The following is a 12,951-nucleotide window of genomic DNA, read 5'->3' as shown; positions in this document are numbered from 1 at the left end:
TTATTCATCATTCTGAAGTACCCTACAGGTTCTGTTGTTCAGAATGGGAGTCGCTCAACGTAGAGATTCAGGAGCACAACATGAACACAGTCAGCCAGGTGGCGGATAACGCACAAAAGCGCACCAACGCCCGATACTGGATTGTGGTGATGCTGTTTATCGTCACCTCATTCAACTATGGTGACCGCGCAACGCTGTCTATTGCCGGTTCTGCTATGGCGAAAGACATTGGTCTTGACCCCGTTGGTATGGGGTACATCTTCTCGGCCTTCTCATGGGCCTATGTGATTGGGCAAATCCCAGGCGGTTGGTTACTCGACCGTTTTGGCTCCAAACGGGTTTATTTCTGGTCTATTTTCACCTGGTCATTGTTTACCTTATTGCAAGGGTTCGTCGATATATTCAGTGGGTTTGGCATTGTCGCTGCGCTGTTTATGTTGCGGTTTCTGGTCGGCCTGGCCGAAGCGCCTTCTTTTCCTGGTAACAGCCGAATTGTTGCAGCCTGGTTTCCCGCACAGGAAAGGGGAACGGCAGTATCTATATTCAACTCAGCACAGTACTTCGCTACCGTTATTTTCGCGCCCATTATGGGCTGGCTGACCCATGCTGTGGGTTGGTCTCATGTGTTCTTCTTTATGGGCGGGCTTGGGATCCTCATCAGCTTCCTGTGGCTCAAAATGATCCACGAACCAAACGACCACCCCGGGGTAAATAAAAAAGAGCTGGAATATATCGAGCAAGGTGGGGCCCTGATCAATATGGATCAGAAAGGGGTTAAGCACCAGGTGCCGATGTCTGAAAAATGGGCTCAAATCAAGCAATTACTGTCATCACGCATGCTGATGGGGGTTTATCTCGGCCAGTATTGCATTAATGCCCTGACTTATTTCTTTATTACCTGGTTCCCGGTTTACCTGGTCCAGGCGCGTGGAATGTCAATCCTTAAAGCCGGGGTTATCGCGTCTGTACCTGCTGTTTGTGGATTCGTTGGCGGCGTGCTGGGGGGAATTATCTCCGACTGGCTGATGCGTCGCACCGGTTCCCTCAATATTGCCCGTAAAGTGCCTATTGTATGCGGCATGTTGTTGTCCATGACCATGGTGCTGTGCAATTACGTTGATGCAGAGTGGATGGTGGTTGGCTTTATGGCGATGGCTTTCTTCGGCAAAGGACTTGGGGCATTAGGCTGGGCGGTGATGGCCGATACCGCGCCAAAAGAGATCAGTGGCCTGAGCGGTGGGCTGTTCAACATGTTTGGTAACCTCTCCGGCATTGTGACGCCGATTGCCATTGGTTACATCATCGGGATGACGGGGTCTTTCCACGGAGCGCTGATTTATGTCGGTATTCATGCTCTGGTTGCGGTGCTGAGCTTCCTGGTCATTGTTGGTGATATCAAGCGTATTGAGCTCAAACCCGTTAAAGGACAGGAGGAGAAACATGCACACACAATCTAGTCCGGTTATCACGGGGATGAAGGTTATCCCCGTGGCTGGTTACGACAGTATGCTGCTCAATATTGGTGGCGCACATAATGCCTGCTTCACACGCAACATCGTTGTGCTTACCGATAACGCCGGGCATACCGGTGTTGGGGAAGCACCTGGCGGCGACGTCATTTATCGCACGTTGAATGACGCCATTCCCCAGGTTGTCGGGCAGGAAGTTGCCCGCCTTAACCGCCTGGTGCAACAGGTGCACAAAGGTAATCAGTCTGCGGATTTTGACACCTTTGGTAAAGGCGCATGGACCTTTGAATTACGGGTTAATGCTGTCGCCGCTCTGGAAGCCGCTTGCCTGGATTTACTGGGGCAGGTTCTCAATGTTCCAGTATGTGAGCTGTTAGGGCCAGGCCGCCAGCGCGATGCCGTGACGGTTCTGGGATATCTGTTTTATATCGGAGACCGGCAGAAAACGGATTTGCCCTATCTGGCAAGCAGCCCTGGATCTCACGACTGGTACCGCCTGCGCCACCAGGAAGCGCTCAATTCAGAGGCTATTGTTCGCGAGGCTCAGGCTGCGCAAGACCGCTATGGCTTTAAAGATTTCAAACTGAAAGGTGGCGTGTTGCCTGGTGAACAGGAACTTGATGCCGCCGTGCAGCTCAAGAAACAATTCCCCGATGCCCGCATCACGGTAGACCCGAATGGGGCCTGGTTGCTGGATGAAGCCATCGCATTGTGCAAAGGCATGAAGGGTGTGCTGACATATGCCGAAGATCCTTGTGGCGCTGAACAGGGCTTTTCTGGCCGCGAAGTGATGGCTGAATTCCGGCGCGCCACCGGGTTGCCTGTGGCAACCAACATGATTGCCACCAACTGGCGTGAAATGGGGCATTCCGTAATGCTGAATGCGGTGGATATCCCGCTGGCAGACCCACACTTCTGGACGCTCAGTGGTGCCATTCGTGTGGCGCAACTGTGTGATGACTGGGGGCTTACCTGGGGTTGCCATTCAAATAACCATTTTGACATTTCACTGGCGATGTTCAGCCATGTTGGCGCGGCAGCCCCCGGGCGGCCCACCGCACTGGATACCCACTGGATTTGGCAGGAAGGTAACCAGCGGCTGACGAAAAAACCACTGGAAATTGTTAATGGGCAAATCACTGTGCCGGATACCCCCGGGCTTGGTGTGGAACTGGACTGGGAACAGGTTCAGGCAGCCCATGAACTGTATAAAACATTGCCGGCAGGCGCACGGAATGATGCCAGCGCAATGCAGTATTTGGTGCCAGGCTGGACATTTGACCGTAAACGCCCCGCTTTTGGTCGTGATTATATGAACACAAGGACAAGCTAATGAGTAACGTAACTTCTACTCCTGTCGTAACCAGCATGCAGGTTATTCCCGTTGCAGGCCACGACAGCATGCTGATGAATCTGAGTGGCGCTCACGCCCCTTTCTTCACCCGCAATATCGTCATTATTAAAGATAACGCCGGCCATACCGGTGTGGGCGAAATTCCCGGCGGCGAAAAAATCCGTAAAACGCTGGAAGATGCCGCTGAGCTGGTTAAGGGAAAAGCACTGGGCGAATATAAAAATGTGCTTAGCCTGGTTCGCCAAACATTTGCAGACCGCGATGCAGGTGGCCGCGGGTTACAAACGTTTGATTTACGTACCACGATTCATGTTGTGACCGGTATCGAAGCGGCACTGCTGGATCTGCTGGGCCAACACCTGGGTGTTAACGTTGCAACATTGCTGGGCGATGGGCAACAACGTAGTGAAGTTGAAATGCTGGGCTACCTGTTTTTCGTTGGTGACCGTACACAGACACCTCTGCCTTACCAAAACCAGGCGGATGAAAAATGCGACTGGTACCGCTTGCGCCATGATAAAGCCATGACTCCAGACAGCGTGGTGCGCCTGGCTGAAGCTGCTTATGAAAAGTACGGCTTTAATGATTTTAAACTGAAAGGCGGTGTACTTGCTGGCGAAGAAGAAGCCGAAGCGGTTACTGCACTGGCAAAACGTTTCCCCAAAGCGCGGGTTACCCTGGATCCGAATGGTGCCTGGTCTCTGAATGAAGCGATTGCGTTGGGCAAACAACTTAAAGGTGTGCTGGCATACGCAGAAGATCCTTGCGGTGCGGAACAAGGTTTCTCAGGCCGTGAAGTGATGGCTGAGTTCCGCCGTGCTACCGGTCTGCCAACCGCAACCAACATGATTGCTACAGACTGGCGCCAGATGGGCCATACTTTATCGCTCCAGTCTGTGGATATCCCGCTGGCGGACCCGCATTTTTGGACAATGCAGGGTTCAGTGCGTGTTGCTCAAATGTGCCATGATTTTGGGCTGACATGGGGTTCGCATTCCAATAACCATTTTGATGTTTCTCTGGCTATGTTTACCCATGTGGCAGCCGCCGCACCGGGTAAGGTAACCGCTATTGATACCCACTGGATCTGGCAGGAAGGCAACCAGCGTCTGACTCGCGAACCACTGCAGATTAAAGGCGGTATGGTTCAGGTGCCGGCCAAACCAGGTCTGGGCGTTGAGCTGGATATGGACCAGGTCATGAAAGCCCATGAGCTGTATCAAAAACATGGACTTGGCGCACGTGATGATGCCATGGCTATGCAGTATCTTATCCCCGACTGGACGTTTGATAACAAACGCCCGTGCATGGTGCGTTAACCGGTAGTTTTACCGGCATGCGGCCAGGCTTGTGTTAGTTGCAGGCCTGGCACTGCCAGTCAGTACGTAACCAAGAGGTCACCGTTAAGCAGAGGGATGGCATATGAAAATAGTGATTGCACCTGATTCATTTAAAGAGAGCCTGAGTGCGCAAGAGGTTGCCGGGCATATCCGGTCAGGTTTTCAGGAAGTCTACCCTGAAGCTGAGTATGTGTGCGTACCGGTCGCCGACGGCGGAGAAGGAACCGTTGATGCGATGGTGGCGGCAACACAGGGGAGCATCATTGAAGTCAGTGTGTCAGGCCCTCTGGGTGAACCTTGTGACAGTTTTTATGGTATTTCCGGCGATGGCAATGTGGCGTTTATTGAAATGGCGGCAGCCAGCGGCCTTGAGCTACTGCCAGCCGGGCAGCGTAACCCATTGCTGACAACATCCTGGGGGACCGGGGAGTTGATTCGCCATGCCCTTGAGAAGGGCGTGAAGCACATCATTATTGGCCTGGGCGGTAGTGCAACCAACGATGGTGGTGCAGGAATGGTTCAGGCGTTGGGTGCCCGTTTACTGGACAGCCAGGGCCAGCTGCTTCCCGCCGGGGGAGCGGCATTACAGAAACTGGACCGGATTGATATCAGCGGCCTGGACCCGCGGCTGGCAAAATGCCAGATTGACGCGGCATGCGATGTAACCAACCCACTGACCGGCCCGCAGGGCGCTTCTGCGGTGTTTGGCCCACAAAAAGGGGCTTGTGCTGAAATGGTCGGGCAACTGGACAAGGCACTGGAGCACTATGCCGGTATCATCGCGAAAACGCTGGATAAAGATGTTCTGAATCTGCCGGGTGCGGGTGCAGCCGGTGGGATGGGCGCGGCGTTGTATGCTTTTTGCCAGGCACGCTTACGCCCGGGAATCGAGATAGTAACAGAAGCATTGTCGCTGGCAGATATCATCAAGGATGCTGACCTGGTCATTACCGGAGAAGGGCGTATCGACAGCCAGAGTATTCACGGCAAAGTGCCGGTGGGTGTTGCCAGTATTGCGGAACGGTTTAATAAGCCCGTTATCGGGATTGGCGGTAGCCTTTCCAGTGATGTCTCTGTCGTTTACCAGCATGGTCTGAATGCTGTATTCAGTGTACTGAGCCGCGTGTGCACCCTGGAAGAGGCTCTGAATGATGCAGGCGAAAACCTGGAACATACGGCACGTAATATTGCGGCTATTCTCAAGGTGGGCCAAAAACTCGCGCAGTAACCGCTTTTGCTGATGCTGCTTTCTGCCCGTTGGCTGCAACGGGCAGTTACTGTGTTATCCAAGGATTTTTTTCGCGGCTTTGGCGACATTATCCATTTCATCCAGTAATTCGAGTAATTCCGGCTCAAGGTCACTGGCTGGCGTCTCGTTCCGCAGTGCCTGCTCTATCAGGAAACAGAGGTTTTTCAGCCGGGGCACACCACTATACCCACAGCTACCATGCAGTTTGTGAATGTTGTCCAGCAAGTCTCCAGGTGCTTCCCCTACCAGTTGCTCTTCTACGGTATTGCGTACTTCCGGTAAGAAATCTATCAACATCTGCAGCATGTCACGCGCCAGATCCACCTTATTTGCTGCCTGGCGTATTGCCAGTTGCCAGTCCAGAGAGACGTCATTGGCTGGTAATGGGATATCCTGTTGCTGGAATGCCGTAGTAGCGGGCAACATGCCATGAGACGATGAGTGGTAACGCAATAACAGGCTGCGTAATTTGTCTTCTTCAATTGGTTTTGCCAGGTAGTCATTCATACCGGCACGCAGCATTTTCTCTTTCTGCCCGGCAATTGCGTGAGCGGTAACCGCCACCACTGGCGTTTTGTGCAAATGAGGCATCTGGCGAATTAACTCACAGGCATGAATGCCATCCATATCCGGCATCTGGATATCCATCAGAATAATGTCGTAATGACCACTGCGGGCTTTTTCCACAGCCTGACGGCCACTGTTGCACAGCACCACTTGCTGCACTAAATCCTCCAGTAATACGCCAATCAGTTTCAGGTTAGCCGGATTGTCATCGACAGCCATCACCGTTATTGGCAGCGGGCTGTATGGGTGAATATCATCATGGCGCTCAGGGTGGTTACCACAGCATTCAGCCAGCAGTGGCAGCAGGCGGGTTGGCGTAATAGGTTTCAGAATACAGGCTGCGGCACCGCCTTTTTTCAGGCCTTCCGCATCAATTTGCGCATAACAGGGCAGAGCGATAATCAGGCTGGTACAGCGTTGTAACGCCCGGGCAAACAAGTCCTGTTCCATTGATAATGGTTCGTGGGAGGTCACTGACACACCCATGATCAGCACATCGATTCTCTCTGCTTTTAAATCATCCAGTTTGGCACGCCATGAGACTTGTGCCGGTGTGGATTCCAGCCACTCCAGCGTGCTTTGCGCCGCAGTATGGTTAGGCTCAATATAGGCGATATGCTTGCCTGCCAGAAACTCGGTGATATGCATATCTCTGATGGCATTGGGGTTCAGGTCAATATTAATCGTGAACCAGAAGGTTGAACCCTGGCCTGGCTGGCTGTGGAACGAGATATCGCCACCCATCGAATTAACCAGCTTCTGCGTGATAACCAGACCCAGGCCAGTGCCACCATGGCGGCGCGAAATGCTGGCATCAGCCTGGCGGAAGGCCTGGAATAACCGTGACTGGTCGCGTTCCGGAATACCAATCCCTGTGTCATGAATGCGAATTTCGATTTGTGCTTTTTGGTTGGCGTGTGAACGGCACTCCACCACAATATCAATGTTGCCCTGTTCCGTGAATTTAATAGCGTTCCCCACCAGATTGGTGATGATTTGCTGCAGGCGTAGCGGGTCGCCAATGACACTATCCGGCACATCATTTTTTATACTGAGTGTCAGCTCCAGGCCTTTGTCATGGGCGGAATGAGCCAACAGAGTAACCACATCATCCATCGTGTTATGGAGCAAAAAGGGGATACTTTCCAGAATCAATTTGCCCGCTTCCAGTTTGGAAAAATCCAGAACGTCATTGATGATTGCCAGCAAGTTATTAGCTGAGCGCTCAATGGTTTGCAGGTGATCACGTTGTGTGTCGTTCAGTTCCGTTTTGAGTGTCAGCCGGGTAAAGCCAATAACACCATTAAGTGGTGTACGCAATTCATGGGACATATTTGCCAGGAACTCGGATTTGATACGGGCGGCTTCCTGAGCGCGTTTTTTGGCGAGATCCAGTTCGACGTTCTGGATTTCCATCTGCTCCAGGGTTTCTCGTAAATCCGATGTCGCCTGGTCAACGTTATGCTGCATTTCTTCGTGGTACGCCGTTATCGACATGGCCATGGCGTTGATACCATTTTTCAGCATATCAAGTTCGCCAAGCATAAAACCTTCGACGCGCGTATCGAGTTGCCCGCGGCGTATCTGGTCTACCGTATTGACCATATTGCGAATTGGGCGGGTGACATCTTTCATTAAGCGCCAGGCAAACCCAAGTGCGATAGCCACACAGAGAATAAGCATGAGTGATGCCATGAAAATTTCTTTGTACTGCTGTAAGCGTACTGAGCGCAAATCCAACTCAAGAGCAACGTAACCCAGTGTATTATGTGGCTGTTTTGCCCCCGCAACCGGGGATTCATCCGGTTGGTAGTCTTCAGAAATGATGGGAGTACGGAGTATCAGGCTGTTGCTGTCCTGCTGTGTGATAGTGAGCTTCCGGGGAACCGGCTGGCCGGAGGCGAGGCGTAAATTATCCGGCGAAAGATGGTAATTAGATGTAACAAACAGGTTGTTCTTGTCATCATACACCGCGATGGCGCGTACAATATCAGAATGGCGGCGATGCAACACACTGACTAACTGGCGTATCGATTCACGGTTATCCAGATCCATGCCGTATTCACTGGAGACAGCCAGTGGTTCAATGATACTGGCTCCGGCATCTTCCAGTTGGCGTTGTAAATCGGTATAGCGATGTACAACGAAAAAGATACTCAACAACAAACCGATCAACACCGTGGGTGCCAGGATCAGTACCATCATTCGGGCTCTGAGGCTGTAGTTGGTCATGACGTTCCAGTATGGGACAATATGTCGCAGTAATTATTAAGTAAAAACGAGCACATGGCGCAATTCTACTCTGCAAAAAGACGCGTGGCGACGCGTCAATCACTCACCGTTACTATTGACGACCTGGACACCTTTGGGCAAGGCGTGGCACGCCACAACGGTAAAGCATTATTTATTCCTGGCGCACTGCCGGGTGAACGTGTTGATGTCACCATTACTGAAGATAAGCGCCAGTATTCCAAAGGAAAACTGTTACGCAGGCTGAATGACAGCCCGGAACGGGTCTCACCCGTCTGCCCCCATTTTGGCGTATGTGGCGGCTGCCAACAACAACATGCTTCAGTTACCCTGCAGCAGCAAAGTAAATCCCGCTCTCTGGCCCGCATGTTAAAACGCCCTGTTGATGATGTAATTACAGGTACACCCTGGGCATACCGGCGCCGTGCACGGCTTAGTCTGAATTTTATTCCCAAAACGCAGTCTTTACAGATGGGCTTTCGCAAAAGTGCCAGTAATGACCTGGTAACCATACAGCAATGCCCGGTTTTGGTGCGTCGCCTTGAAGCATTATTAAAACCACTGCAGGCTTGTTTACAACAATTGCAGGGGGCTCGCTATCTTGGCCATGTGGAACTGGTGGATGCTGAAAGTGGCCCGGTTATGGTGCTGCGCCACACCCGCCCGTTAAATTCGCAAGACCAGGAAAAACTGGAACAATTTTCGCATTTACACGAGGTGACGCTATTTCTGGCACCGGAAAGTGACGTATTAACAAGAATCAGCGGTGATACACCCTGGTATCTGTCGGACGGTCTACGCTTAAGCTTTAGCCCGCGAGATTTTATCCAGGTGAATGACCAGGTTAATCAGCAGATGGTGGCTCGGGCTTGCGAGTGGCTGGCTGTTACACCACAGGACCGGGTTTTGGACCTGTTTTGTGGCATGGGGAATTTTACCCTGCCGCTGGCAAAACGCGCGGCGCAGGTTGTTGGGGTGGAAGGGGTTCCTGCTTTGGTAGAAAAGGCGCAACAAAATGCCCTTGATAATGGTTGTCTGAACGCCATGTTCTACCATGAGAACCTGGAATCGGATGTTACCCGGCAACCCTGGGCCAGGCAGGGCTTTACCAAAGTATTACTCGACCCGGCACGGGCGGGTGCTGTGGTGGTCATACCCCAGGTTATTCGGCTCGCGCCAGAAAAGGTTGTTTATGTATCCTGTAACCCGGCGACTCTGGCGCGTGACAGCGAGGCATTACAGGCCGCGGGTTACCAGATTACACGGCTGGTAATGTTGGACATGTTCCCGCACACTGGTCACCTGGAATCGATGGTGTTGTTCGAAAAATCAAAAGATTGAAACTGGCCCCCATCTGCCAGAATGAGTCCCGAAAGGAGAGGACAATGGTTGCGGTAAGAAGTGCACATATCAATAACGTTGGCGAGTTTGCCCCTGAAACATGGATAAAAAGTCTGGGTATAGCGAGCCAGCAGTCGTGCGCCCGCTTAGCGGATACCGTGCGCTATTGCCAGCAGCAAATTGAAGGCCATGACGACGCCAACCTGATTCTGTGGCGTGGTGTGGAAATGGTAGAAATCCTCACCATGTTGAGTATGGATACCGACACGCTGTGCTCCGCACTGCTCTTCCCGCTGGCAGATAACCAGGTGGTCAGTGAAAGCGACATCCAGGAAGCCATGGGCAAATCGGTTGCCTCGCTGATTCATGGTGTGCGCGACATGGATGCCATTCGCCAGTTGAAAGCCACCCATACAGACGCAGTCTCTTCAGAACAGGTTGATAATGTCCGCCGTATGCTGCTGGCAATGGTGGATGATTTCCGCTGCGTGGTCATCAAACTGGCTGAACGTATCGTACATTTGCGCGAAGTGAAAGATGCGCCGGAAGATGAACGCGTACTGGCGGCAAAAGAATGTACCAATATTTATGCCCCGCTGGCGAACCGCCTGGGGATCGGGCAACTGAAATGGGAGCTGGAAGATTATTGCTTCCGCTACCTGCACCCCGATGAGTACAAACGAATTGCCAAGTTGCTGCACGAGCGGCGGCTTGACCGCGAACACTACATTGAAGAGTTCGTTGGGCAACTGCGTGAATCCATCAAAGAAGAAGGTGTGAAGGCTGAGGTTTACGGCCGGCCAAAACATATTTACAGCATCTGGCGCAAGATGCAGAAAAAGCACCTGGCGTTTGATGAGTTGTTTGATGTGCGAGCAGTGCGCATCGTGGCTGAACGTTTGCAGGATTGCTACGCGGCATTGGGGATTGTGCATACCCATTATCGCCACTTGCCCGATGAGTTCGATGACTATGTCGCGAACCCTAAACCCAATGGCTACCAGTCAATTCATACGGTGGTTCTGGGGCCGGGAGGGAAAACGGTAGAGATCCAGATTCGTACTAAACAGATGCACGAAGATGCTGAACTGGGCGTTGCCGCGCACTGGAAGTACAAAGAAGGTACTGCATCGGCCAGTGGCCGTTCAGGCCATGAAGACCGCATTGCCTGGCTGCGTAAACTGATAGCCTGGCAAGAAGAGATGGCAGATACCGGTGAAATGCTGGATGAAGTGCGCAGCCAGGTATTCGATGACAGGGTCTACGTCTTTACCCCGAAAGGCGATGTCGTTGACCTGCCAGCCGGGTCTACACCGCTCGATTTTGCCTACCACATCCACAGTGATGTGGGCCACCGCTGCATTGGCGCGAAAATAGGTGGGCGCATTGTCCCGTTCACCTACCAATTGCAGATGGGCGACCAGATTGACATCATCACGCAGAAACAGCCTAACCCAAGCCGCGACTGGTTAAACCCCAACCTGGGGTATGTGGCAACCAGCCGTGCCAGGGCCAAGATTCACGCCTGGTTCCGTAAGCAGGATCGGGATAAAAATATCCTCGCCGGGCGCCAGATCCTTGATGATGAACTGGCGCATTTAGGTATCAGCCTGAAAGATGCCGAAAAACACCTGTTGCCGCGTTACAACTTCAATGAAGTGGAGGAATTACTGGCAGCAATTGGCGGCGGCGACATTCGCCTGAACCAAATGGTGAATTTCCTGCAATCGCAGTTTAATAAGCCCAGTGCGGAAGAGCAGGATGCACAGGCGCTGAAACAACTCCAGCAAAAAACCTATGCACCGCAAGGCCCGGGCCGCAAAGACAATGGCCGGGTGGTAGTGGAAGGTGTGGGTAACCTGATGCACCATATTGCCCGTTGCTGCCAGCCGATTCCGGGGGACGATATCATTGGTTATATCACCCAGGGGCGCGGTATTTCTATTCACCGCGCAGACTGCGAGCAGCTGGCAGAGCTACAGGCCAATGCGCCAGAGCGTATGGTTGATGCCGTGTGGGGTGAAAGCTATTCCAGTGGTTATTCGCTGGTGGTGCGGGTAACGGCAAATGACCGCAGTGGCCTGTTGCGTGATATCACCACCATTCTGGCTAACGAAAAAGTTAACGTGCTGGGTGTTGCCAGCCGTAGCGATGTGAAGCAGCAACTGGCAACCATTGATATGGATATCGAAATCTACAACCAGCAGGTGTTGGGGCGCGTGTTGAGCAAGCTTAACCAACTGCCGGATGTGATTGACGCACGCCGTTTGCACGGTTAACTCACACGGCTTCAATGTATACCTCTCACCCGTTGATACACTCCCGGCAGGGTTCTCTGCCCGGGAGTGTCATTTTGCACATGCCATGCCAGTCGGTAGTCATCCCTCATGGTTTGTTTTCTCGCTGTAATCTTTAAGGAACCGAAATGACCGAAATAGAACGCCTGTTGGGCATTATGCGGCGCTTGCGTGACCCGCAAAGTGGTTGTCCGTGGGATAAAGAGCAAACGTTCTCCAGTATCGCTCCCTATACTCTGGAAGAAACTTACGAAGTGCTGGATGCGATTGCACGGGAAGATTTTGACGATTTGCGTGGCGAACTGGGGGATTTATTATTTCAGGTCGTGTTTTACGCACAAATGGCGCAGGAAGCAGGGCATTTTGATTTCACCAGTGTATGCGCCGCCATTAGCGATAAACTTGAGCGCCGCCACCCGCATATTTTCGGTGATGCCACACTGAGTGACAGTGAAGCAGTGCTCGCCAATTGGGAAAAAACGAAACGCGAAGAGCGTGCAGAAAAAGAACAATTTTCAGTACTGGATGATATCCCGCATTCACTACCAGCGCTGATGCGGGCACACAAAATACAAAAACGCTGCTCAGCAATCGGGTTCGACTGGACAACGCTTGGCCCGGTTCTGGAAAAAGTGCATGAAGAAATTGATGAAGTTATGCATGAAGCCAGCCAGGCGGTGGTGGATGAAGATAAACTGGAAGAAGAAGTGGGCGATTTGTTGTTTGCCACAGTCAATTTATCGCGCCATTTAGGGAAAAAAGCTGAAACAGCACTCCAAAAAGCGAACCTGAAATTTGAACGCCGTTTTCGCCAGGTTGAGGCGATTATCCGCCAGCAGGGGCTGACACTCGAACAGGCCACTCTGGTACAGATGGAGCGCGCGTGGCAGCAAGTTAAGTGCCAGGAAATTGATATTTAAATGGTTTTTACGATCAAGCGCGAGTTAGCTGAAAAATTAAATAACAAGCGCTTGATTTACGTCAAAAACATTTATGGCTGACAAGCTATTTTCTTCGCTCGTACTACGTTCGGTGTCCGGCCAGAGAGTGAAGAATGAAAGTTTGTGAGCGATGCGCTGTTCAG

General features: G+C 52.1%; 8 protein-coding genes. 7 read left to right on the top strand and 1 reads right to left on the bottom strand.

Going from position 1 to position 12,951, the window contains the following annotated elements; translation table 11 throughout:
* Window positions 1–80: 80 nt before the first annotated feature.
* The 4 genes from DT73_RS00725 to DT73_RS00710 all read left to right on the top strand — a co-directional run bounded on the left by DT73_RS00725 (window position 81) and on the right by DT73_RS00710 (window position 5,391).
* Window positions 81–1,457 carry an MFS transporter gene (locus DT73_RS00725; protein ID WP_036102590.1) on the top strand — a complete coding sequence of 459 codons (1,377 nt, stop codon included), beginning with the start codon at window positions 81–83 and terminating at the stop codon, window positions 1,455–1,457.
* Window positions 1,441–2,802 carry an enolase C-terminal domain-like protein gene (locus DT73_RS00720; RefSeq protein ID WP_036102588.1) on the top strand — a complete coding sequence of 454 codons (1,362 nt, stop codon included), beginning with the start codon at window positions 1,441–1,443 and terminating at the stop codon, window positions 2,800–2,802. The genes DT73_RS00725 and DT73_RS00720 overlap by 17 nt, the downstream gene beginning before the upstream one ends.
* Window positions 2,802–4,142: a glucarate dehydratase gene (gene gudD, locus DT73_RS00715; protein WP_036102577.1), complete on the top strand. Its 1,341-nt coding sequence runs from the start codon at window positions 2,802–2,804 to the stop codon at window positions 4,140–4,142. The genes DT73_RS00720 and gudD overlap by 1 nt, the downstream gene beginning before the upstream one ends.
* Window positions 4,143–4,245: 103 nt before the next feature.
* Window positions 4,246–5,391 carry a glycerate kinase gene (locus tag DT73_RS00710; RefSeq protein ID WP_036102574.1) on the top strand — a complete coding sequence of 382 codons (1,146 nt, stop codon included), beginning with the start codon at window positions 4,246–4,248 and terminating at the stop codon, window positions 5,389–5,391.
* A 54-nt stretch (window positions 5,392–5,445) separates the two neighbouring features.
* On the opposite strand, the gene barA is transcribed toward DT73_RS00710, so the two are convergent.
* Window positions 5,446–8,211 carry a two-component sensor histidine kinase BarA gene (barA, locus tag DT73_RS00705; RefSeq protein WP_036102572.1) on the bottom strand — a complete coding sequence of 922 codons (2,766 nt, stop codon included), beginning with the start codon at window positions 8,209–8,211 and terminating at the stop codon, window positions 5,446–5,448.
* A 54-nt stretch (window positions 8,212–8,265) separates the two neighbouring features.
* On the opposite strand from barA, the gene rlmD reads away from it, so the two are divergent.
* From rlmD to mazG, 3 genes are all read left to right on the top strand, one after another.
* A complete protein-coding gene (gene rlmD / locus DT73_RS00700; RefSeq protein WP_036102569.1) occupies window positions 8,266–9,570 on the top strand; it encodes a 23S rRNA (uracil(1939)-C(5))-methyltransferase RlmD in 1,305 nt (434 codons plus the stop codon).
* A 44-nt stretch (window positions 9,571–9,614) separates the two neighbouring features.
* Complete coding sequence (relA, locus tag DT73_RS00695; protein ID WP_036102567.1) at window positions 9,615–11,849, top strand: GTP diphosphokinase; 2,235 nt, start codon at window positions 9,615–9,617, stop codon at window positions 11,847–11,849.
* Window positions 11,850–11,995: 146 nt separating this feature from the next.
* Window positions 11,996–12,787 (top strand): nucleoside triphosphate pyrophosphohydrolase, encoded by a 792-nt coding sequence (gene mazG, locus DT73_RS00690; RefSeq protein ID WP_036102565.1) that lies wholly within the window; start codon window positions 11,996–11,998, stop codon window positions 12,785–12,787.
* The last annotated feature ends 164 nt before the right edge of the window (window positions 12,788–12,951 follow it).

Origin of the sequence: Mangrovibacter sp. MFB070 (assembly GCF_000705335.1) — a bacterium.
GTDB lineage: Bacteria > Pseudomonadota > Gammaproteobacteria > Enterobacterales > Enterobacteriaceae > Mangrovibacter > Mangrovibacter plantisponsor.
The sequence above is the reverse complement of the archived record's forward strand: the minus strand, read 5'-3'. Positions and strand labels throughout refer to the sequence as shown.